18 protein-coding genes are annotated in these 21970 nt (G+C 61.2%); 6 read left to right on the forward strand and 12 right to left on the reverse strand.

Annotation, left to right across the window (positions count from 1 at the left end):
* Positions 1-521: 521 nt before the first annotated feature.
* A complete protein-coding gene (locus EQW76_RS05305) occupies positions 522-1712 on the reverse strand; it encodes a benzoate/H(+) symporter BenE family transporter (RefSeq protein ID WP_142823369.1) in 1191 nt (396 codons plus the stop codon).
* A gap of 233 nt (positions 1713-1945) precedes the next feature.
* Positions 1946-2530: an ATP-dependent Clp protease proteolytic subunit gene (locus EQW76_RS05310; protein ID WP_142823370.1), complete on the reverse strand. Its 585-nt coding sequence runs from the start codon at positions 2528-2530 to the stop codon at positions 1946-1948.
* A 228-nt stretch (positions 2531-2758) separates the two neighbouring features.
* Between EQW76_RS05310 and EQW76_RS05315 the strand changes: the two genes are divergently transcribed.
* Positions 2759-3580: a DUF2076 domain-containing protein gene (locus tag EQW76_RS05315; RefSeq protein ID WP_142823371.1), complete on the forward strand. Its 822-nt coding sequence runs from the start codon at positions 2759-2761 to the stop codon at positions 3578-3580.
* Between the two features lie 63 nt (positions 3581-3643).
* Here EQW76_RS05315 and queF read toward each other — a convergent pair whose 3' ends face one another.
* On the reverse strand, positions 3644-4108 hold the full coding sequence (gene queF / locus EQW76_RS05320; protein ID WP_142823372.1) for a preQ(1) synthase: 465 nt from the start codon (positions 4106-4108) through the stop codon (positions 3644-3646).
* Positions 4109-4315: 207 nt separating this feature from the next.
* Here queF and EQW76_RS05325 point away from each other — a divergent pair, with 207 nt between their 5' ends.
* A complete protein-coding gene (locus EQW76_RS05325; protein WP_142823373.1) occupies positions 4316-4996 on the forward strand; it encodes a GNAT family N-acetyltransferase in 681 nt (226 codons plus the stop codon).
* 47 nt (positions 4997-5043) lie between these two features.
* Here the strand turns inward: EQW76_RS05325 and EQW76_RS05330 are convergent, their stop codons facing one another.
* The 3 genes from EQW76_RS05330 to EQW76_RS05340 all read right to left on the reverse strand — a co-directional run bounded on the left by EQW76_RS05330 (position 5044) and on the right by EQW76_RS05340 (position 11558).
* Positions 5044-7233 carry an anthranilate synthase gene (locus tag EQW76_RS05330; RefSeq protein WP_142823374.1) on the reverse strand — a complete coding sequence of 730 codons (2190 nt, stop codon included), beginning with the start codon at positions 7231-7233 and terminating at the stop codon, positions 5044-5046.
* Between the two features lie 255 nt (positions 7234-7488).
* On the reverse strand, positions 7489-9015 hold the full coding sequence (locus EQW76_RS05335; RefSeq protein ID WP_142823375.1) for an ABC-F family ATP-binding cassette domain-containing protein: 1527 nt from the start codon (positions 9013-9015) through the stop codon (positions 7489-7491).
* Between the two features lie 347 nt (positions 9016-9362).
* Positions 9363-11558, reverse strand: a complete 2196-nt coding sequence (locus EQW76_RS05340) for a TonB-dependent hemoglobin/transferrin/lactoferrin family receptor (RefSeq protein ID WP_142823376.1) — start codon at positions 11556-11558, stop codon at positions 9363-9365.
* A 269-nt stretch (positions 11559-11827) separates the two neighbouring features.
* Between EQW76_RS05340 and EQW76_RS05345 the strand changes: the two genes are divergently transcribed.
* Entirely contained in the window at positions 11828-12778 is a 951-nt protein-coding gene (locus EQW76_RS05345; protein WP_142823377.1) for an extensin family protein, read from the forward strand.
* A gap of 64 nt (positions 12779-12842) precedes the next feature.
* Here the strand turns inward: EQW76_RS05345 and EQW76_RS05350 are convergent, their stop codons facing one another.
* Entirely contained in the window at positions 12843-14522 is a 1680-nt protein-coding gene (locus EQW76_RS05350; RefSeq protein ID WP_142823378.1) for a formate--tetrahydrofolate ligase, read from the reverse strand.
* 190 nt (positions 14523-14712) lie between these two features.
* Between EQW76_RS05350 and EQW76_RS05355 the strand changes: the two genes are divergently transcribed.
* Positions 14713-15234: a TIGR00645 family protein gene (locus EQW76_RS05355; RefSeq protein WP_142823379.1), complete on the forward strand. Its 522-nt coding sequence runs from the start codon at positions 14713-14715 to the stop codon at positions 15232-15234.
* Here the strand turns inward: EQW76_RS05355 and EQW76_RS05360 are convergent.
* Positions 15231-16283: a hypothetical protein gene (locus EQW76_RS05360; RefSeq protein WP_142823380.1), complete on the reverse strand. Its 1053-nt coding sequence runs from the start codon at positions 16281-16283 to the stop codon at positions 15231-15233. The genes EQW76_RS05355 and EQW76_RS05360 overlap by 4 nt on opposite strands.
* Before the next feature lie 281 nt (positions 16284-16564).
* Between EQW76_RS05360 and EQW76_RS05365 the strand changes: the two genes are divergently transcribed.
* Complete coding sequence (locus tag EQW76_RS05365; protein ID WP_142823381.1) at positions 16565-17296, forward strand: LuxR family transcriptional regulator; 732 nt, start codon at positions 16565-16567, stop codon at positions 17294-17296.
* 32 nt (positions 17297-17328) lie between these two features.
* Here EQW76_RS05365 and EQW76_RS05370 read toward each other — a convergent pair whose 3' ends face one another.
* The 4 genes from EQW76_RS05370 to EQW76_RS05385 all read right to left on the reverse strand — a co-directional run bounded on the left by EQW76_RS05370 (position 17329) and on the right by EQW76_RS05385 (position 20702).
* A complete protein-coding gene (locus tag EQW76_RS05370) occupies positions 17329-18477 on the reverse strand; it encodes a DUF2333 family protein (protein ID WP_142823382.1) in 1149 nt (382 codons plus the stop codon).
* A 74-nt stretch (positions 18478-18551) separates the two neighbouring features.
* Positions 18552-19586 carry a hypothetical protein gene (locus tag EQW76_RS05375; RefSeq protein ID WP_142823383.1) on the reverse strand — a complete coding sequence of 345 codons (1035 nt, stop codon included), beginning with the start codon at positions 19584-19586 and terminating at the stop codon, positions 18552-18554.
* A 68-nt stretch (positions 19587-19654) separates the two neighbouring features.
* Positions 19655-20044, reverse strand: a complete 390-nt coding sequence (locus EQW76_RS05380; RefSeq protein WP_142823384.1) for a cytochrome c family protein — start codon at positions 20042-20044, stop codon at positions 19655-19657.
* Positions 20045-20120: 76 nt separating this feature from the next.
* On the reverse strand, positions 20121-20702 hold the full coding sequence (locus tag EQW76_RS05385; protein ID WP_142823385.1) for a thymidine kinase: 582 nt from the start codon (positions 20700-20702) through the stop codon (positions 20121-20123).
* A gap of 237 nt (positions 20703-20939) precedes the next feature.
* Here EQW76_RS05385 and EQW76_RS05390 point away from each other — a divergent pair, with 237 nt between their 5' ends.
* Positions 20940-21902, forward strand: coding sequence for a choline ABC transporter substrate-binding protein (locus EQW76_RS05390; RefSeq protein ID WP_142823386.1), 963 nt, complete (start codon positions 20940-20942; stop codon positions 21900-21902).
* Positions 21903-21970: the final 68 nt, after the last annotated feature.

Raw genomic sequence — 21970 nt, forward strand, 5'->3', positions numbered from 1 at the left:
TCTTTTCCTCGTGCCGTCGATTGCCCGCCTCATAGCCGATCGGCTGGGGCTTGGCGATGACAAAAGCGGCTTTGAATGTGGGCCTTGAATGATTGTCGGATGCTAGGTCGAGGAGCGAATGCCGGGCGGGCTTGTCGGCCGCCGGGCGCTCCTCAACGGACCCGGCAACCGCGCGTAAGGCCGAGGAGAAGAAGCGACGTGAAGGCGCGCGAGTTGTCACGCAGGGCGATGCGACCGCGTGCAATCTGGCTGGAAATTTTTGCGCCTGTAGACTTCATGATTGGTTGTATACCGTCGGGGCAAAAAAGAAGCAAGCCCCGCCCAGTCTTTCGGCATTTGCACCATTTAGACCTGCTACTTGCACCGTTGCGACACCTGACCGTCGAAAATTCAGGGCGCAGCTCTCTGAGGAGAGCTGCCTATCAGCAGGGCCTCTGCATTTGTTCGGGTTCAATACAAAGAGCCTAACTGTAGGACAAAACAGAGGCGGCAGAGGCGGCAAAGCCGCCAGAGTACCTTATTCAGCGGTTCGCAGGCAGCTTTCTTACCGCACCTTGCAGCAGCAGCATCAGCCCACCGGCAATCAACCCCCAGAATGCGCCCGAAATGCCGCCGAAGGACACGCCGGATGCGGTGACCAGAAATGTCACCGCGGCGGCTTCGCGCGTTTCGACCACTTGAAACGCAGCCATGGCCGAGCCGGAGAAGGCGCCGATCAGTGCAAGGCCGGCCACCGCTTCGATGAGGATGGGCGGCGCCAGCGCGACGAAGGCGGTGACAGCGCCGGCAAGCAGTCCGAAGACGATGTAGACGATGCCGGCGATAACGGCGGCCCAATAGCGGCGGTCTGGATCGGCGTTGGCATCCTTGCCCGCACACATGGCGGCCGTTATCGCCGCAAGATTGACCGCATGCCCACCGAAAGGCGTGCTCACAAGCGAAAATAGGCCGGTCACGGCAAACAGCGGACCGGGTTTCGGATCGTACTGGTTGACCTTGAGCACGGCGATGCCGGGAATATTCTGCGACGCCATGGTGACGATGAACAGCGGCAGCGCGATCGACACCAGCCCGGCCATGGTGAACAGCGGTTGGACCAGTTCCAGGCGCGGCATCAGCGACTGCTCGAGCGAAGACAGCGCGCCCGCAGGCATCTGCACCCCGAATGCCAGCACGGCGACAAAAGCGGCCAGCGCAGCAGGAACCGCCCAGAGCCGCCGGAAAGCGCCGACGACGACCCAGGCGAGCACGATCGGCAATCCCAGCAACGGATTGAAGGCGATGGCCTTCACCGGCGCGAAGCACAAGCCGATCAGCACGCCCGCAAGCATCGCATTGGCGAGAGGCGCCGGGATAGACGCAACCGCACGCCCCAGCGGCCGGAACAGCCCTGCAACGATAATCAACGCCGCACAGACGACGAAGCCACCCACCGCCGCCTGGAACCCGCCGGCAATCGCGCCGGAGCTTGCCAGCAGCGCCGCACCCGGCGTCGACCAGGCAATGCTCACCGGCAACCGCGTCGTCAGGCTGAGCACAATGGCACAGAGCCCCATTGAGATCGACAGCACCGTCAACCCCGAAGCCGCCTGCCCCGGCGTTGCCCCAACCGCCTGCAGCCCATGCAGCACCACCGCAAAGGAACTGGCAAATCCAACGAAAGCGGTGAGGCAGCCCATAAAGACGGCTTGGGCGGAAAGATCTTTGAGCATGGCGGCGGTAATGACTCGTAAGGGCGTGAGAGCTCAATGGAGCATTACAGGCCGGATTGGCGCAAGAGCACTTCACCGTCATTTTGTAACGAAGATGGCTGTTTGAAACGTAAGATCAAAAGAACGAGACGGTGAGTTCGGTGCAGAATAAACGATGCAGCCGAGCACATTGCCAAAAACAAAAAAGCGCCCTCGCCCGCATTATGCAGGCAAGGGCGCTTGGTGTGCAACAATCAGAGTTCGCTTTGCGATGTCACGATGCGGGAGACCAGACCGTAGGTCTTGGCGTCTTCGGCCGAGAGCCAGTAGTCGCGGTCGGTGTCCTTGGCGATCTTTTCCAGCGGCTGGCCGGTCGCGGCTGCGAAGATCCGGTTCAGGCGCTCGTTCATCTTGATGATCTCGCGGGCCTGGATCTCGATATCCGATGCCATGCCGCGTGTGCCGCCCGAGGGCTGATGCAGCAGGAAGCGGGTGTTCGGCAGGCAAAGCCGGCGTTCCTTGGGAACGCTGACGAAGATCAGCGCGCCGGCAGATGCAACCCAGCCGGTGCCGATGATCCAGACCTTGGGCTTGATGAACTTAATCATGTCGTGGATCGAATCGCCGGATTCGACGTGGCCGCCGGGCGAGCTGACATAGATGCGGATGTCTTCGTCGCTGGCAGCGGCAAGGGCGACCAGCTGCGAGCAGACCTTCTGCGCCAATTCCTGCGTAATGCCGCCATAAATGAAGATCGAACGCGACTTGAAGAGGTTCGCCTCCGTTTCCTTGCCGAGCGGCAGTTCCGTCTTCTTGTCTTCCTGTTCGTCGTCGTTCATGAACAACTCTCCACCGTGATTTGTCGTATGCCGCACATAATGCTGTTCCATGCGTAAAACAATGCGGGAAAAAGACAAGCCACGGAACCGGTGAAGATATCCTTGCCGCTTTGCCCATTACCGACCCGATTACCGAAATGTAACTTGGCAGGGCTTTGAAAAGCCGAATTCCCTTCCTACGTCAGGTGATGCGATCCGGAATCGCATCAAAGTTTTCATGGAGCCGTCATGTCGCCCGAAGAACGTCAACTGCTTAGCTCTCTCTTCGACCGCGTCAAAGCCGCAGCGGCGACCCCGCGCGATGCAGACGCCGAAGCCTTCATCAACCAGTCGGTACGCGACAATCCCACCGCGCCCTACCTGCTCGCCCAGGCGGTCATCGTCCAGGAGCAGGGCATGAAGGCCGCTGCCGACCGCATCAAGCAGCTCGAAGACCAGGTCAAGGAACTGCAGGACAGTGCCGAACACCAGCCCGCCGCCTCGCAAGGTGGCGGAAGCTTCCTCGGCGGCCTCGGCTCCATTTTCGGCGGTGGACAATCCGCAGCACCGCAGCCACAGCGTGCCGCCCCGCCCCAGCAGAGTTATGGCCAGCAGCAAGGCTATTCGGCTCCACAGCAGGGCTATGGGCAACCGCAGCCGGGTCCCTGGGGCCAGCAGAACCAGCAGCAGCAGCCGGTTGGCCCATGGAGCCAGCAGCCGCAGGCCCAGTCGGGCGGCGGCGGCTTTCTGCGCGGTGCGCTCGGCACGGCAGCCGGCGTTGCCGGCGGCGTGATGCTGGCGGAATCGCTGAGCAGCCTGTTCAGCCCGCATATCGGTGGCGCAGCGGCAGGGCTTGGCGGCCTTGGAGCAGCAGCGGCGGCACCGGCCGCAGCACCCGCCGTCGAGGAAACGGTCGTCAACAATTATTATGGCGACAGCAACGGCAACAACAACGACCAGAACGCTGGAAACGACGACAATGCCAATGACCAGAACCTGGTCAGCGACGACAGCGACACCGATTTCGACAATTCCTACGATAGCGGCGGCGACGACAGCTTCAACGTCTGACGTTTTCGCAGAGCCCCGATGCGACGCCGCGCTTCGCCTGAAGCGCGGCGTTTTTAATGAGGGTCAGCCGCGACCGCGATAGGTCGGGACGCCCTGGTCCGGCAACCACAGGCCTTCCGGCGGCTTGCCGGTCTGCCAGAAGACGTCGATGGGGATGCCGCCGCGCGGATACCAGTAGGCGCCGATACGCAGCCATTTCGGCTGCAGCAGGTCGACGATGCGCTTGGCAATGTAGACGGAGCAATCCTCGTGGAAGGCGCCGTGATTGCGGAATGCATGCAGGAAAAGCTTCAGCGACTTCGATTCCACCAGCCATTCGCCGGGCACGTAGTCGATGACGATATGGGCGAAATCCGGCTGGCCGGTCATCGGGCAGAGCGAGGTGAACTCGGGCGCGGTGAAGCGCACGAGGTATTCGGTACCCTGATGGGTGGCCGGCACCTTTTCGAGGATTGCAGTCTCGGGGCTGGTGGGCGTTTCGGTGTGGCTGCCGAGCATGGACAGGCCGGAAACATCGGTATTGGGCATGGCTTCAAGCCTCCTTGTTCGTTCTGACGCTGCGCCCTGGCTTGACCGCCTGGCGCCGTGCTTGTTACTTCGCGGGTCGCTTGGCTATCCCCTATGGCATCTTCGAGGCGATCGCAAATACAAGCGATAGCCTTGGCAAGGTATCGAACCCCTGCCCGCCGAAAAGTGATATGGCGAAGCGAAAAACAAAAATCAGGAGAAATCGCCGTGGCGCATATACTCGACAGGCCTGTCTGGAACACGCTGCAGACGAGCCATGCGCCGCTGGCGATCGGCGGCCCCCTTGCCAAGCGGTTTGCGCCATCGACCGTTCCCTTTGCCGCCGCTGCAGACGACGCGCCGGAAAGCCTTCAGGCGCTGGCAAACCTGCCCATCGGAGACGAAAGGATAGTCCTCGTGGAAGCCGGTCCGATTGTGATTCCCGAGGGAATTGTCGTCCTTGCGGAAGGCGAACTCTACCAGATGACAGCCGACCGGCCGCATGAGCGGATCACCGATCCCCGGATCGAATTGCTGGACGAAAGCGACGCCGACGAGATGCTGGAACTGGCACTGTTGACCAAGCCCGGTCCGTTCACGCTCGGCGCACAAAGGCTCGGCCCATTCTGGGGCGTCAGGATCGAGGGCCGGCTAGTGGCCATGGCCGGCCAGCGCATGCGCCTGCCCGGCTTCGGCGAACTCAGCGGTCTCTGCACCCATCCGGATTTCCAAGGTCGCGGTCTCGGCAGCCTGCTGTTTCGCTTTGTCGCCGGCGAAATCGCCGCCCGCGGCGAGGTAGCCTTCCTGCATGCCTATGTCGGCAACACGGCGGCGATCGCGCTCTACCAGGCACTCGGCTTCAGCATCCGCGCAACGATGAACATGCGCGCCGTGAAGCGGCAGGAATAGCGGCTCCGTCGAGGCGGCGGGATCGTCCGCCGCCTTTCAGAGAAACCTCAGGCCGCCTTGGTCTTTGTCCGCCGCGCGAGGTTTGCCACGACATTCTCGATCATTCGCATGCCGGCATCGCCACCGAGCGTCATGATCGATTCCGGGTGGAACTGCACCGCTGCAACCGGCTCCTTGGTGTGCTCGATACCCATGATCGTGCCATCCTCGCTTTCCGCCGTGATCATGAATTCACGCGGCAGGGTCGAGGGGTCGGCGAAGATCGAGTGGTAGCGCCCGACGGTCACCTCCCTGGAAAGGCCTGAAAACACGATACCGGGCTCCAGTACGCGAATACGCGACGGCTTGCCGTGCATCGGCACAGCCAGTTGCCTGAGATCGCCGCCATAGGCTTCGGCCAGCGCCTGCAGGCCGAGGCAGACGCCGAAGATCGGCAGGTTGCGGGCCCGTGCCTTCTTGATCGTCGCCTTGCAATCGAAATCTTTCGGATTGCCGGGCCCCGGCGACAGCACGACCAGATCGGGGTCGAGGCGGTCGAAGACCTCCTCCGACACCGGCGTGCGGACCGTCGAAACGGTGGCACCGGTCTGGCGGAAGTAGTTGGCGAGCGTGTGGACGAAGCTGTCCTCGTGGTCGACAAGCAGGATGCTGACGCCCTTGCCGACCGCAGCAACATCGCGCTTGGTCTTAGCGGAACCGGCAGACTTTGCATCGCGGATGGCAGAGAGCATGGCAGATGCCTTCAGTTCGGTTTCGGCTTCTTCCTCTTCGGGGATGGAGTCGTTGAGCAACGTAGCGCCGGCCCGCACTTCGGCAATCCCGTCCTTGATACGCACGGTGCGCAGCGTCAGACCGGTGTTCATGTCGCCGTTGAAGCCGACCATGCCGATGGCGCCGCCATACCAGGCACGCGGGCTCTTTTCGCGGCTTTCGATGAAGCGCATGGCCCAGAGTTTCGGCGCACCGGTGACGGTGACGGCCCAGGCGTGTGACAGGAATCCGTCGAACGCATCCATGTCGTCGCGCAAGCGCCCCTCGATGTGGTCGACGGTGTGAATCAGGCGCGAATACATCTCGATCTGACGGCGGCCGATGACCTTGACCGAGCCCGGCTCGCAGACGCGGCTCTTGTCGTTGCGGTCGACGTCCGAGCACATGGTCAGCTCGGATTCGTCCTTCTTCGAGTTCAGAAGCTTGAGGATCTGCTCGCTATCGGCGATCGGGTCCTCGCCGCGCTTGATCGTGCCCGAGATCGGGCAGGTCTCGATGCGACGGCCGGAGACGCGCACGAACATCTCTGGCGATGCGCCGACCAGATATTCCTGGTGGCCGAGGTTGATGAAGAACGAATAGGGCGACGGATTGATCGCCTTCAGACGCTTGGAAATATCCGACGGCTTGGAATCGCAGCGCTCCATGAACTTCTGCCCGGGAACGACCTCAAACAGGTCGCCCTTGCGAAAGCTCTCCTTCGCCTTGTTCACCAACTCGGCAAATTCGCCCGGGCGATGGTCACTCTTCGGCGGAATGGTGTCCGTGTGGTGGAAGGGTTCCGGCGGGATATCACCGGCCTTGCCATCAGTGGTCAGCCCGCCCTTTTCGAAGTCGTAGCGGTCGATCCAGGCCTTGGCGGCGTAGTTGTCGACCACGAGGATCTCGTCGGGCAGGTACAGCACCATGTCGCGCTGGTCGGCGGGACGCGTCAGTTTCAGGTCGATGGCGTCGAACTGGAAGGCGATATCGTAGCCGAAGGCACCGTAGAGCCCGAGGGCCGCGTCAGCCTGAGAGTAGAACAGGTCGGTGACGGCGCGCAGCACGGTGAACACCGTCGGCATCTTCGACCGTTCTTCCTCGGTGAACACCCGGTCGGGCGCCTTGACGATGAGGTCGAGCCGACGCGGCGTCGACGCACCGAGGGCCACTTCGCGCACGGTTTGCAGCCGAGCCTCGATAAACCCGAGGATGACCTCGCCACGCTCGTTATAGGCTTCGATCCAGACATTGCGGCCAAAGCAGGAGATGCCGATGGGCGGGTCGACGACGGCAGTGTCCCAGCGCGTGTAGCGGCCCGGATACTCGTAGTTGGAGGAAAACACCGCGCCGCGCCGCTCGTCCAGCTTGTCGATGTAGGACGAGACTGCGTCGTCATAGGCGATTGGCCGACGCTGGCGCGTCACGGTAATGCCGCCCTTGGTCTCGTAGATTTCCGCACCGTCATCCCGCAGGATCGTAACCATGACCGTCTCTCCGCTTCTTCAGGCCCGGATGACAGGCGCTTTACATACAAAAAAAGCCGCCTGAAACTCTCGGGCGGCTTACTCGTCGTCTTTGAACACGATTGATCGAGGCCGCTGTTAGCGAGCCCACCACCAAGATGCACATGTTCGAAGACATGTTCATGGACAAATTGTTAGCGCGAGATGCGGAGATGCGCAAGCGCCAATTCCGCTGAAAGTTTCGGGCGGGCGACCGCCGCCCGAAACCGCGCGAACTCAGGCCGACGGCTGTGCCGAGGCGAAAAACGCCTCGGGTCCATCCACCTCGACCAGCTTTTTTCGCTCGATCTGCCAGAAGCGGTTGCCGACCGCCCTGACGAAGCTGCGATCGTGCGACACCAGCAGGCAGGTCGAACCCTCCGCCAGCAATTCGCTTTCCAGTGCCTCCTGCCCCTCGATATCGAGATGATTGGTCGGCTCGTCCAGGAGATGGAAATTGGGTTGGCGCAGGTGCAATACCAGCATCGCCAGCCGCGCCTTCTGGCCGCCCGAGAGCCGGCCGATTGCCCGTCCCTGCATCTCGACGCCGATGCCTACTCCGGCAAGCAGACTGCGCGCCCGGGGCTCACCCAGCGCAAACAGCCGCGACAGCGTTGCCAGCGGCGTATCTGCGTCGGCAAGATTGGCGAGCGACTGGTCGCTGTAGCCGAGCACCAGCGAAGGCGTGGCGCGCACCGGCGCCGCCCCATCGCCTGCCACCTCTATCGCACCCCTGATCATCTCCATCAGTCGTGTCTTGCCGGCACCGTTGGCCCCGAGCAACACGATGCGGTCGCCCTGGCGGATCCAGAGCTTGCCGGTCTTGAAGAGCGGCGTTCCATCCGGTGTGGCAACGGTGGCGTCGTCGAGGGTCACGAGGACCTTCGCCTGGCTGGCGCTGCTGCCAAGCCTTATGGCTCCGGCCGAGCGCTCACGGTGGCCCGGCCGGGACGCATCCTCGAGGCGGTCGGCCCGCTCCTTCAACTGCCTGGTCTTGACGGTCAGCAGGTCACTGCCGGAGTTGATGCCGATATTCTTGAGCTTGGCTGCCTGGCGCCGCAATTGTTGCGCGGCTTTCACATCCTTCTCGTAGCGCTGCTCCTGCGACGCATCGATATTATCGAGCGCGGCCCTCGCCATGCTGTAGGGAAGCTGGAACTGCTGCGACTGCTCGGCCCTGAGGAACAGCGTGCGGTTGGTGACGGCATCCAGGAACGCCCGGTCGTGGCTTGCGACAAGCACCGAGACGGCGCGCGGCAGAGCGTTCAGCCAGTTCTCCAGCAGCGCAATCTTGAACAGGTCCAGATGGTTGGTCGGCTCGTCCAGCAGCATCACGTCCGGCTCGGTGACGGCGACGCGGGCCACCAGCGCCAGCCGCTGCCAGCCACCGCTCAGCTGTGCAAGCGGCCGCTCGCGCAAGGCCTCGGGCACGTCAAGCGTATCGAGCACCACATCGACGCGCCAGCTCTCGCTGTCGGCCTGCCCGGGTGCAAGTGCCTGCGCGACCGCCGCATGAAACGGCAATTTCGCCAAGGCGGGCGCGACGTTCTGTTCGACATACCCGATTGTCAGCCCGCGCGACCGCGTGACGTCGCCTGCCGTCGGTTCGAGACGGCCTGCAATGCAGTTGAGAAGTGTGGATTTACCCCGGCCGTTGGCCGCAACGATGCCGACCCGATCTCCACCAGTGAGGCTGAAATTGAGGTTGGAGAACAGCGGCTCGCCAAGGGTGACGGCGAGATTGTGTAAGGTGATCGAAGACATTTTCAGTTCTCTGGTCTGACCGGGCAACGACCACCAACCCGCGTCGGCAGTTCGTCTCGGTCGTTATCAGGATGCAGCGCGAACGCAGGCGTTCAGCTGCAGGCCAAAAGGGCAGACCAGAAAGGGTATGGGAAAGTTACAGCCTCTGATCAGCCCTGCAAACGCATCCGCAGGGCATCGTTCGGGCCGAACTGGCGATTGCGCCAGAGTGTCGTGATCATTGCGGCCCTCCTTTCTCAAAAGACTGAAGCAGATCGATAGCATTCGAACGCATGCGAAACAACTGTCGTGGAAGCCGTAAAACGTCGAAGGGCGGCACCATGGCGCCGCCCTTCAGCTGCTGGTTTCTAGAACCTCTGCGAAATCGCCAGTTTGATGTAGCGACCGGATTCCGAGTAGATTTCGGTCGCATTGGTGACGTCCTTGACCTCGAGGGCATCGTAGTAGGTCTTGTTGGTCAGGTTATAGACGCCTGCCTGAAGGGTCATTCCCTTCAGCGTTTCAGGCTTCCACCAGCCGGTGAGGTTGAAGATACCGTATCCCGGAGGCTTGGACGACGCCGAGGACTTATCGGAGACGGCCGCAGAGGCAACCATGCTCAGATCCGTACCCCATGTCTCGCGCTCGAAGCCTACACCCAGGATGGCCTTGAGCGGAGCGACGGACGATAGAAGTTCATCGGTATCCATGTTCGTCCCGCGGGCGTAAAATGCTGCGGCGTGGAGGTTGATACCGTTGTTGAACTTCTTATGCCCATCGACCTGGATCCCGTTGATACGGACATTGTCGATGTTGATGTACTCAGCCGTACCGACCGCATATCCCGGCGTGGGAATAAAATCGGAGGTGTCGATGAAGTTCTTGTAGCGCGTGCTGTAGGCGCTGACATGACCGCCGAAGTCGTCGTCACCAAGGTTGGCACCGCCTTCGAAGCCCCAGCTGGTTTCAGCCTTGAGATCGGGATTGCCGATCGACCGGTACATCGGCGTGTTGTCGTAGTCGACGTAGAGCTGGTAGGCATTCGGGGCCTTGTAGGCCGTGACGAACTGCGCATAGAGCTCGACATCAGGCGTCGCCCGCCAGGCAGCCCTGAGCTTCGGCGAGAAATGGCTGCCGTTCTGGCCATCCGGCGTGCCGGCGGGATAGGATGCCGTATCCTGCGGAGCCTGCTTGTACCAGTCGAAACGCAGGCCGGGCGTCAGCGAGAACGGGCTGTTGCCAACGCTGATCTTGTCCTCGGCATAGGCACCGAACTTGTAGCCGTCCACATCTGGCGCATAATTCTGGTTGGTGTGGAAAAAGGCACACGAGCCGACGGGCGGCGTCGTGCAGGAATCGACGCCCTTCAGATAATAGCTGCTGCTGGCAAACTGGAAGTCGCTACCGAACGTCAGCTTGTGATCGAGCACGCCGGTCGTGAAGTCCGAATTCGCCCAAGCCGTATAGCCGAGATCGCGCTCGTCGCTTTCCATGATGCGATCGTATTCACCCTTTGGCGTCGTCAGCCGGTTTGCAAGGATGCCTTCCTCGCGACCGCTTTTCTGCCAGTCGAGGGTGGCAAAGGCGCTGTCGATCCAGCTGTCTGCAGAGGTCGCATCGTATTTGTAGTCGAGCGAAACCCGGTCGCGCGACTTGTCCTGCTTGTATTTGTAGTCGTTGTAGGTCGTGCCATAGAGCGAATAGGACAGGTAGTCCCGGGTCGAGTTATAGCCATAGTGTTCCGCCGTCAGGCCGATCGTATGACCACCTTCGAGTTCCTGGCGGATCTTGAACAGCAGGTTGCGCTGATTGTAGTCAACCGGATCGGCCACTGTTCTCTTGCTGCCGACGCCAGCGACATCGCCGTTCGATTCTGACTCGTGCCCGTACTTGTAGGAAGACTGGAACAGCACGGAGGTGTTCTCGATCTTCTTGGCGACCGCACCGGAAGCGGTGATCGAGTGATCGGAGCCATCGAAGCCGAGCTTGAACATTCCGCCAAAGGTCTGGCCGTCGCCAATCACGTCGTCCGGCTCCAGCGTATGGAGCATCAGCGCGCCGCCCAGCGCACCCGAACCGGCGCGGCTGGAATCGGCGCTGTGCAACACGTCGACGGAAGAAAGCGATGTGAAATCGTAGGTGTCCGCGCCGCCGCCGTAGCTATAGACGTTATCGAAAAAGTACGGCAGGGGGATGCCGTCGGTGGTCGTCAGCACGCGATCCGCCTCGAGCCCACGAATGTTGACGCTCTTCGAAACGTCATTATAGGACACGCTCGGATCGACGGTGTTGCCGAAGTCCTTGAGGTCGTCGACCTGCTTCTTTTCCAGGGTCTCCCTTGTGGTGTGCGCCGCCAGTGGCGAGTCCGCAACCGAGCCTTTTTGCACCGTGTTGCGGGCATTCTTCACGACGATTTTCTGCAGCGTCGTGCTGTCAGTCTGCTCTGTCGCAGTAGACGCCGAAGCCGCAGTCCCTGCCTGTTGAGCAAAAGATGCGGTGGGAATGCCGAGCGCCAGAAACGCCGTGCACGTCAAGAGAACCGAGCGGGATCGCCGGAGCACCATAACCAATTCCTTTCAAGGTGATGTACCGGGCTGGCTGGTTGGCACGCTGCAAGGCGCCCAAGGGGCTGGCTAGGCGGACGGAAAGAGGCAGAAATATCCGCCTCCTTTCTGCCCGATAAAAAACATGACTACGATTGTCAATATATAGCGCCGATATAATCATGAATGCAATGATCATGTTTTAACGACTGCCCGGCTTGTTGCCGATCTGCAACGAATTTGGCTTAGAAACGTTGCGTCCCGTAAGATATCGAAACGGGTGAAACCATATGCTTTTCCGGATTGCCACCGCTGTCGCCTGCCTGACGCTGCTGACTGCTGCATCGCTGCCACAAACCGGCCCGCTGCCAGAGACGCGACCGGACGACAAGCCTGCGGAGACAGCGCAGCCGGTTGCTCCCATCCCCGAGCCAAAACCGCAGCCGGCACCGGCACCGGAAACACCCGCTGCAAAGCCTGGCACCGAAGCCTCGCCCTCCGATGGCACGACCAGCGGAAAGCAAAGTGGCGACGCGCCCGCCACGAAGGCAACGACACCCGATGCCGATACAAGCAAGCCCGATGCCGACGCCGGCAAGGACGACAAGAAATCACCGGTGTCGAACGCCACCGATGGCAAGGGAAATCCACCGGCCGAGCCGCTCACCATCGAACCGGAATCTGACGCGGAGCATCACGCCTGCCTGAAAGACCTGCAAGCCATGGGGGCGGTATTCAAGGATCTGCCCCGCATCGACGACGGCGATGGATGTGGCATCGACAAGCCCATCAGCCTCTCGGAAGCGTTGCCAGGCGTGAAATTCAAGCCTGAAGGCACGCTGCGCTGCGAGGCGGCGCTTGCCCTCTCCCGCTGGATGAAGGAAAGCGTCATTCCGGCAGGCGAGGCTGCGCTGAAGGCCGCCGGCCCGATCGTCACCATCAACCAGGCCTCGACCTATATCTGCCGCCTGCGCAACAACGCGAGCACTGGCAAGATCTCCGAGCACGCCCGGGGCAATGCCATCGACATCGCGAGTTTCACATTCAAGGATGGGACGACTGTCGAGGTGCAGCCTCGCAAGGAGGACTCGACGCTGGCAGGTGCGTTCCAGCGTGCCGTCAGTGCGTCAGGCTGCCTGTACTTCTCGACCGTCCTCGATCCCGAAAGCGACGCCGCCCATGAGCATCACTTCCACATGGACGTCCTGAAACGCAACGGTGACTTCCGCTATTGTCACTGAATATCAGGGACTTGGCGACAAGCGCGGACTCACTTTTGCAGCGTGTTGAATCGATGGATCAAGCCTAGAATAGACCTTCGATGTAGCCCTGCTCGTTCAGCATGATCCGCTCGGCGGCAGGCGAGCGTGGCAGGCCGGGCATGGTGCGGATCTCCCCCGTAACGGCAACGACGAAGCCTGCACCGGCCGACAGTCTCACCTCGCGCACATGCACGACATGGCCTTCCGGAGCGCCGCGCAGATCCGCGTCGGTCGAGAATGAATACTGTGTCTTGGCAATGCAGACCGGCAGGTGGCGGTATCCCTGGTCTTCCCAGCTCTTCAGCTGGTCGCGAACGGCCTTGTCCGCAGTCACCTCGCCGGCATGGTAGATCTCGGTCGCCACGACGCCGATCTTCTGCATCAGCGGGAGATCGTCCGGATAGAGCGGCGCAAACTTCGCCTCGCCGGACTGTGTCAGCGCCACGACCTTGTGCGCCAGTTCCTCGATGCCGGCCGAGCCGTCCGCCCAGTGGCGGCAGAGGATCGCCTCGGCACCGAGACCGGCGACATAGGCTTTGACGGCTTCGATCTCGGCGTGCGTATCGGAGGTGAAGTGGTTGATCGCGACGACGACGGGCACGCCAAACTTCCGCACATTCTCGACATGGCGGCCGAGATTGACGCAGCCGGTGACCAGCGCCTCGACATTCTCGCGGCCGAGATCGTCCTTGGTGACGCCGCCATTCATCTTCAGCGCCCGCACCGTGGCGACGACCACCGCCGCATCCGGCTTCAGCCCCGCCTGGCGACATTTGATGTTGAAAAACTTCTCCGCCCCGAGATCCGCGCCGAAGCCGGCCTCGGTGACAACGTAGTCCGCAAGCGTCAGTGCCGTCCGGGTGGCAATGACCGAATTGCAGCCATGGGCGATATTGGCAAACGGGCCGCCATGCACAAGCGCCGGGCTATTCTCCAGGGTCTGCACCAGGTTCGGCTGCAAAGCGTCCTTCAGCAGAACAGCCATGGCGCCGTCCGCTTTCAGATCACGCGCGAAAACCGGCGACCTGTCGTAGCGGTAGGCAACGATGATGTCGCCCAACCGCTTTTCCAGGTCGGCAAGATCCGACGCAAGGCACAGGATGGCCATCACCTCGGAGGCAACGGTGATGTCGAAGCCGCCCTGGCGCGGGAAGCCGTTGGCCACGCCGCCGAGCGACGAGACGATATCGCGCAGCGCCCGGTCGTTCATGTCCATCACCCGCCGCCAGGTAATGCGGCGGATGTCGATATTCAGCGCATTGCCCCAGTAGACGTGGTTGTCGAGCATCGCCGCCAGCAGATTGTGGGCCGAAGTGATGGCATGGAAGTCGCCGGTGAAATGCAGGTTGATGTCTTCCATCGGCACGACCTGCGCATAGCCACCGCCGGCAGCCCCGCCCTTGGTACCGAAACACGGCCCGAGCGACGGTTCACGCACGCAGATCATTGCCTTCTTGCCGATGCGGTTCAGCCCATCGCCGAGACCGACCGTCGTCGTCGTCTTGCCCTCGCCCGCCGGCGTCGGATTGATCGCCGTCACCAGGATCAGCTTGCCGGTCTTCTTGCCCGCCTGCCCGGCAATGAAGTCGGCGCTGATCTTTGCCTTGTCGTGACCGTAGGGCACCAGTTGCTCAGGCGGAATGCCGAGCGCTGCCCCGATCTCATAGATCGGCTTCTTCGTCGCGGCGCGCGCGATCTCGATATCGGATTTTACCGTAGCCATCAGTCAATCTCCATGCGACCGCGCCGTTTATCTCGCTTGCGCATAAACGAATAGCAAACCGCTGTGAACCGGCATGCCGCAGACTTGGGTGAGAAAAAGTCGGCAGCGGACCAAGGAGCGCCACTGGCTTGTTACGGCATAATCATATGGCTAATGCTGCTTCGGAAAATCAAAACCCGTGAGGTCGTCCGTGAAATCCCTGGAAATAATCGTTGAACGCATCATCCTGTCGAGCCGCTGGTTGCTCGTCATTTTCTATCTCGGGCTGGCCGCGTCTCTCGCAATGTACGCCCTCTCCTTCTGCTACAAGTTCTACAAGATCGCCATCAGCGTCTTTTCGCTGGAAGAGTCGGACATGATCCTTGCCATGCTCGGCCTGATCGACGCGGCTCTGGTGGCAAGTCTCGTCGTCATGGTGATGATCTCGGGCTATGAGAATTTCGTCAGCCGCTTCGATGAAGCCAATGAAGAAGACGATGAGGTATCGTTCCTCGGCAAGCTCGATTCCGGTAGCCTGAAAATCAAGGTCGCCTCCTCGATCGTCGCCATCTCCTCGATCCACCTGCTGCAGGTGTTCCTGAACATGGCGCAGTTCGAAACGGCGCAGATCATGTGGATGACGCTGATACATCTCGCCTTCGTCGTCTCGGCCCTGATGCTCGGCTACCTCGAGAAGATCATGGGACAGGCGAAGGGCAAGGATAACGCCTAGGCAGCCCGGCCCGACAGAGAATGGACGACCGGCAGCAAAGCCTGCCGCTCGAGCGGCTGCGGCATGCCAGGCTCGGGCTCGTCGGGCAGCGGCTTGGACTGCGGCGTGCTGGGCGGCGGCGGGGGTGGCGCCGGCATCATGGATACGACGCAGTCGGAGATCGTCTTCTCGCGCGGGCAGGCACCGGCTGCGGCGAGTTGGCCGGCGGAAGATTGCTCGGTCATCATTTTCAGATTGAGCGCCTCGACCTGCGTCAGCAAACGGATCGACTGCGGATTGGCGCTCATCATCAGGTCGAACAGATCCGGATCGACCCCCATCTTGGTGAGATAGGCGATCAGCGCCGCCTTCTGCTTGTTGCCGAGCTTCGTGGTGTCGTGCTGCCCGACCATTTTCCGGCCGACTTCGCGCTGCGACAGTATCTTCTTCTTGCCGTTCAGCATTTCGTACTCGGTGCGATACTGGACGCGCATTTCCCGGTATGTGGTCGTGATCTGGTGGACGCCGATCAAGGCAAAGGGACTTGCAATCCGCCTGACGCCTCCGGCCAGTAGCAACGGACAGGCCGACAGGCAGACCGCGCCGTTCGAATAGATCTCGCCGGTCATCGAGCCGTCTTTTTGCCGCGCCGCGTCGCATAGCGGTTCGCTGCCGTCGCAGGCATCGGCGCGTGTCCCGCCAACAGCCACCGAAAGCCCCTGGCGCCGAATGATCAGCCCCATCTGCATGGCGGCCGCAACATCCCCGCCCGGCGAGCGGACGACGATCGGCAGCGATTTCTTGCCGATTTTCTTCAGCAGCTTCTGCAGCTTGCGGGGCGAGTCCGACATGATCTGCCCTTCGGCGGCAATCCAGTCGGCACAGGATCCGCCATCCCGGCAATAAGGGGTACCGCCATGGATCAGAACGAAGTCCATGGGACGATCGATGGGAGGCTCGGCCGCATTTGCCGTTTCAAGGCCGGCGAGCACAAAAACGACTGTCGCCACAAGGCGCAAGACCTGGTTCAACCGCGAAGGAACGGCCCGCGTCAGCGAAGTCAGCATCATCAATCGGCTCGGAGGTGATGTTTCGGAGGACAATGGATAGCAACGACGGCGCTGATTTGCAAGGTTGGCAAGCGATCGGTAACAACAGACACTCAGGATGCCGCCGCCGTCCACCCCACCTGCAAAGAGCTTATTCACAGGGAGCGAACGAGGCCCCCTGTTGCAAAAGTTGTTTTTTAGCGCAAATGCACCAATTGCGTTACCGCAAGCTTTTTGACTCGTATTCCGGCCTGTTTCGCGTATTTGATAGCGGTAACACAAACTGAATGAGCCTTGCTCGAATGTCATACATGACAGCTTCTGGACGACAAACGTTTCTGTCCGCCGAGTTGGCGGCGGCGCGCACCCGCGCAATGCTTCATCAGGCGCTGAACAGGACGGCGGAGTCGTTCGGATTTGCCTCTTTCATGCTCTGCAACGCGCCATCGGCCTCGGACATGCTGCTGACACCGCTGATTATCGAGACTTCGGCACCAGCCCAGAATCTGCGCGACTTCGACCGCGGCCACCTGCTGCGCATCTATCCCCTAGTCGGTCGAGACCGCGATTCGGCAATTCCGCGCTGCTGGAACCTGGCGGAACGGGCCCCTTCTCCTGAAATGGAATTCCCCCGCGAACTCCGGACATTTCTCGAAAGCCGCGGCCGGACGATGGGCATGCATTTTCCGGTCAATGCGTCGGATGGCGAGCGACTGGCTTTTTCGATGGCGGGCAATCGCAACAGCCTCTCGCAGGCGGAACTCAACGAACTCTGCGTCATCCTGCTGCATGCCGCCACCGCCTATAACGGCATCAAGCGCAACGGCAACGAGCCCGCAGCCATGCTGTCGGCGCGCGAAATGGAAGTCGTTCGCTGGACTGCGCAAGGCAAGACTTCGGTGGAGATCGGCCAGATCCTGACTCTGTCCGACCACACCGTCAACGCCTACATGACCAATGCCATCAAGAAGCTCAATTGCGTCAACCGCACGCAACTCGTGGCCAAAGCCATCCGGCTCAAGCTCATCAGCTGACATAAGCCTCCCGCCAAGAACTTAGCAGCGAATTACCGCCCGCCGAGTACCGCGCGTGTTTCGACCAGGTTGGAGCGCACCCGCAGGATATAGAACCCCATCGTCGCCAGATGGCTGGGCATGATCAGGCCGTCTTCGCGCCCGTTCGAGACGATCCAAGGCTGGATGCGCAGCGCCGCCTGGAATTGCTTCATCGTATCGCCCCAGAGTGCTCCGACGTTGCGCTCGGCGATGACCTTTGAGAAATCGGCGCCGGCAGCGCTGAGGATGCCGTAATATCCGTAGAGCTGTCCGTAGGCGAACCAGAAGCGGTCGTCGGCGCGCGTGTCGAACCACCCGAAATTATGGTTCTCGGAACGTTCGGCCAGCACGTCCGACGTACTGCCGAGATCGTTTGAAATGCGGTCGATGAACTCGATCAGGTTGTCGGCACGGCCGTCGAAGGTGGCGTTGCAGGCGCCGAGATCGACATTGAACTTGCGCAGGCTGTTGATCGAGGCCCGATAGTAGCTCGGGGTCGGCGTTTTAGGCCCGAACGGCTGGAAACCGAAATACCAGCTGGACTCGTCGAACTGGAGATTGCCGCGCGCATTCTGAAGGTCCGAATTGATACCCGATGTTCCGCGCACGCGGCCCAGCGCATCCACAAGCTCGATAGAGGTCCTGCGAACCGCCTGGTTGACGCCGCGCTGGAAGGACGCCTTGTTGTCGAGGAATGGCGTATCGTCCCAGCTCAGGCCGAAAAACCCGAGCTTGAAGAGGAGCATGGACGAAATCCACGCATTGCGGTTGACGTTGAAATCCACAAGGTCGGCTGTAACATCGACGATAGCCGACGTCTCGCAACGTTTCGGCGTGGCGGCTGTGGCCGGCTGCGCATCGGTCGCGACAGGCACCGGGGTCAGATCCTGGCCGGCAGCCTTGCGGTCGGCAAGCTTGTAGCTATCGATGTAGTGGGTGTTGAAGCCCGTCCAGGACTGGGTCTGAACGAGGAAGTAGCCGTAGAGGCAGACCAGCAGCACGACGAGAGCGGCAACCGGCACCTTGATGATCCAGTTGCGCTGCCGGTACCAGCCATGCGCTGCAAGAAAAGGCCACGTCGCCCAGACAAACAGGAGCCCAAGACCACGTCGAATTGCCTGGAGCATCCGTGCAAAGAAGGCAACGATCGGATCAAGCATGCAATGTCTCCTAACGGTCTTGGTGCTCCAGCAGATATGACCTCCCCGGCCACAGGGCAACCGCGTCGGCTGAATTAAATCGTTGCCGGTTGCTGCTGCGGCGCCGCAGGCACATCTTCCTCGTCGTCGACTGCCGGCTCTCGAGGCGACGGCGCCACCTCCAGACGGCGCGCGAAAGCCTCGTCAGCAGCCTGTTTACGAAGCAGGATATCATGTCCGGCAAGGAGGTTGGCCTCGAACGCAGCAACAAGGTCCTCGACCCCGGCCGGCAGGTCCTCGCATTGCGTCGCCGATTGTTCGTTTGCCGCCTTCAGCAGTGCGACGCGCTGCTCGACATCGACGGCGAGCTTGGCAACCATGACGTTGACTGCGGCGATCCCGCCGTTCAGCACATCCAGGAAATCCTCGTCGTCGGTCATCAGCCGCAACAGGGTCTCATGCTCGGACCGCAGCATCTTATCCTTCACATCAGCCGCCTGACGATCGAGCGCCAACTCTTTGCGTTCTTCCTCGGATGCAGCATCCAGCGACGGACCACGCTGCGGCGGCGTCGAGGAGAGGCGCTCGTGCGTCCGCGCCTTTAGGGACGCAAGCCGTCGCCCTGCCTCGTCCAGATCGCCGTCCAGCTGCCGGCGACGAATGACCAGTTGCTGCAGGTGGGCTTCGCAAACGCGGTGATGCAGAGCGAGAAAGGGTCCGGCTTCGCCCAGCATCCTGTCCAGCGCTGCCGATACCGACAGCAGCTCGACCACATCGAGCGCTATCGTTTCCGGCGCAGCATTGCCGAGATGCACGCGTCGCCTGAGAAAACCCTGAGATTGACGCCCCGCAGTCTCGTCGAACAATCGTTCATATTGCAGCAAGGCTGCGGCCGTCTGGGTATCGAGCTGACGCAGAAGGGCTGCTACTCGGTCCCTCCACTCGCTCCATAAACCAACGGCTTCGCCGAGGAGCGTTTCTTCGAGAGGAAAGTTGATTGCTGTCAGCCGCGCCTCCGGCCGCGAGTGATGCGCCAGCGCCGCCTCGGCAGCAGCTATTCCCTTGCAGGCATCGTCCAGCAGTCGCCGAAGCTGTGCGATGTCGCGTTCTGGAAACTGGCCGTGCGCCATGAGGGCTCCTGCTGATCGCGGCGGGTGGGTGCATCCAGAGTAGCGCAAACCATCCCCCGATGGCAGGCCTATTGGGCCGCCGCCGGATTTTTGAGATAGGCGATCAGATTGTCGACATCGCTGTCGCTTTTGACGCCGGCAAAGCTCATGCGGGTGCCCTTGACGACAGCCTGTGGGCTCAACAGGTATTTGTGCAGCAGCGCCTCGTCCCACACCTTGCCATCGGCACTGAAGGTCTTCATCGCAGCCGAATAGCTGTAGGTGGCAACCGACGCCACCGGGCGCCCGACCACGCCCATCAGCGAAGGTCCGACCTTGTTCACCGGCTCGGTCGCCGTGTGGCAGGCGGCGCACTTCTTGAAGACGCCCGCCCCGAGCTTCGGATCTCCGTCGGCAAGGACAGAGGTCGCCGACAGCAGCGCCGCAACGATAATGGTGGAACAGCAGGACGTCTTCATATCGCCTCCCGATTTCAATCCGCGCGAGCCCTTGGACGCTCAACGCATAACGGTCCAGCCGCCAGAGCGTTTGACCTCAGACGTCGCCCATCGCCTCTTCCCAATGGCGACGGCAGAGCGAGACATATCGCTCGTTACCGCCGACCTCGATCTGCGCGCCCTCGTGGAGCACCTTGCCGTCGCTGTCGAAGCGCACCACCATGGTAGCCTTTCGCCCGCAATGGCAGATCGTCCGAACTTCGCGCAGCTCGTCGGCGATGGCCAGCAGTTCCTGCGAGCCCGGAAACAGCTTGCCACGAAAATCCGTGCGCAGTCCGTAGACCATGACAGGAATGTTGAGGCGGTCGACGACATGCGCCAGTTGCCAGATCTGCGGCGCCGTCATGAAATGCGCCTCGTCGACGAAGACGCAGGCAAGCGGACCCTCGGCGTGCATTGCTTCGATTGTCGCAAACAGGTCGTCATCCCGGTCGAAGGGCACGGCATCGGCCTCGAGGCCGATGCGCGAGGCAATCTTGCCGCTGCCGGCCCGGTGATCGAAAGCTGCGATCAGGATCGCCGTGCGCATGCCGCGCTCCTGATAGTTGTAGGACGCCTGCAGCAGCATCGTCGATTTGCCGGCATTTATTGCGGAATAGTGAAAATACAGCTTCGCCATCAACGTCTCCTTTGCGCACTTCATGGAATCGCGAAGCGCCGAAGGAAAGCCATGGCTGACGTAAGCCACAGGAAATCACGCCGGCTGGCTCCACAGCGTGCAAATGCCTGCGCATCAAGCACTGTGAAAATTGGAGGTGTCGCATTCCATACCGCCAAAGCGCCGCAAATGCAGCGAGACCGCTTGTAAATGTCGGTTATTGGTGATTGCTTGGGAACGTAAAACTGGGAGTACACAATGATGAAATTGACTTTGTTCACTTTAAGCCTCAGCACCGCGCTTTTTTCAGCGGTCATCGCCCCCTCTGTCGCATCGGCGGCGGAGCCGGCAAGTTGTTCGACCGTCCATTTCGCCGAAGTCAGCTGGACCGACATCCAGGCCACGACCGGGACTGCAACCTACATCCTCGACGCACTCGGCTATAAGACCGACATCAAGGATCTCGACGTTCCGATCGTGTTCCAGTCGCTTGCCAACAAGCAGCTCGACGTTTTCCTCGGCAACTGGATGCCGTCGCAGGCGCCGATGATCAAGCCGTATACGGACGCCAAGACGATCGACACGGTTCGCGCCAACCTTGAAGGCGCCAAGTACACGCTCGCCACCAATGAATTCGGCAGCAAACTCGGCATCAAGGACTTCTCCGACATCGCCAAGCACGAAAAGGAACTGGACGGCAAGATCTACGGCATCGAGCCCGGCAATGACGGCAACAAGCTGGTGCTGGACATGATCAAGGGTCACAAGTACGGCCTCGACGAGAAGGATTTCAAAGTCATTGAATCCTCCGAGCAGGGCATGCTGTCCCAGGTGACCAAGCTCGACAAGTCGAAGAAGCCGATCATCTTCCTCGGCTGGGCCCCTCACCCGATGAACACCAAATACAAGATGACCTACCTGACCGGTGGCGATGACGTTTTCGGGCCGAATTTCGGCGGCGCCAATGTCTTCACCAACACCCGCGCCGGCTATGTCGCCGAATGCCCGAACGTCGGCAAGTTCCTGCAGAACCTCTCCTTCACGCTGCCCATGGAAAACGAGATCATGGGTCTCATCATGGACGAGGGCCTGCAGGGTAAGGCCGCCGCCAAGATATGGCTGAAAGCCCATCCTGAGACCATCAAGCCATGGCTTGCAGGCGTGACGACCGCCGATGGCGGTGATGCAGAAGCGGCCGTGAAGAAGTCGCTCGGCCTCTGAGCCCGACAGCAGAAAGGGCGGCCCCGCCGTCCTTATTCTTGCCGGAAACAACGCGTGTCACCGCTTCA

The organism is Rhizobium sp. rho-13.1 (assembly GCF_007000305.1).
Lineage (GTDB): Bacteria > Pseudomonadota > Alphaproteobacteria > Rhizobiales > Rhizobiaceae > Rhizobium > Rhizobium rhododendri.

Excerpts from the sequence above, each read along its gene's own strand:
- EQW76_RS05390 (WP_142823386.1), top strand. The coding sequence starts at position 20,940 with ATGATGAAATTGACTTTGTTCACTTTAAGCCTCAGCACCGCGCTTTTT.
- EQW76_RS05370 (WP_142823382.1), bottom strand. The coding sequence starts at position 18,477 with ATGCTTGATCCGATCGTTGCCTTCTTTGCACGGATGCTCCAGGCAATT.
- EQW76_RS05335 (WP_142823375.1), bottom strand. The coding sequence starts at position 9,015 with ATGTCTTCGATCACCTTACACAATCTCGCCGTCACCCTTGGCGAGCCG.
- EQW76_RS05330 (WP_142823374.1), bottom strand. The coding sequence starts at position 7,233 with ATGGTTACGATCCTGCGGGATGACGGTGCGGAAATCTACGAGACCAAG.
- EQW76_RS05375 (WP_142823383.1), bottom strand. The coding sequence starts at position 19,586 with ATGGCGCACGGCCAGTTTCCAGAACGCGACATCGCACAGCTTCGGCGA.
- EQW76_RS05305 (WP_142823369.1), bottom strand. The coding sequence starts at position 1,712 with ATGCTCAAAGATCTTTCCGCCCAAGCCGTCTTTATGGGCTGCCTCACC.
- EQW76_RS05365 (WP_142823381.1), top strand. The coding sequence starts at position 16,565 with ATGTCATACATGACAGCTTCTGGACGACAAACGTTTCTGTCCGCCGAG.
- EQW76_RS05360 (WP_142823380.1), bottom strand. The coding sequence starts at position 16,283 with ATGATGCTGACTTCGCTGACGCGGGCCGTTCCTTCGCGGTTGAACCAG.
- EQW76_RS05310 (WP_142823370.1), bottom strand. The coding sequence starts at position 2,530 with ATGAACGACGACGAACAGGAAGACAAGAAGACGGAACTGCCGCTCGGC.
- EQW76_RS05345 (WP_142823377.1), top strand. The coding sequence starts at position 11,828 with ATGCTTTTCCGGATTGCCACCGCTGTCGCCTGCCTGACGCTGCTGACT.
- EQW76_RS05350 (WP_142823378.1), bottom strand. The coding sequence starts at position 14,522 with ATGGCTACGGTAAAATCCGATATCGAGATCGCGCGCGCCGCGACGAAG.
- queF (WP_142823372.1), bottom strand. The coding sequence starts at position 4,108 with ATGCCCAATACCGATGTTTCCGGCCTGTCCATGCTCGGCAGCCACACC.
- EQW76_RS05385 (WP_142823385.1), bottom strand. The coding sequence starts at position 20,702 with ATGGCGAAGCTGTATTTTCACTATTCCGCAATAAATGCCGGCAAATCG.
- EQW76_RS05315 (WP_142823371.1), top strand. The coding sequence starts at position 2,759 with ATGTCGCCCGAAGAACGTCAACTGCTTAGCTCTCTCTTCGACCGCGTC.
- EQW76_RS05380 (WP_142823384.1), bottom strand. The coding sequence starts at position 20,044 with ATGAAGACGTCCTGCTGTTCCACCATTATCGTTGCGGCGCTGCTGTCG.
- EQW76_RS05340 (WP_142823376.1), bottom strand. The coding sequence starts at position 11,558 with ATGGTGCTCCGGCGATCCCGCTCGGTTCTCTTGACGTGCACGGCGTTT.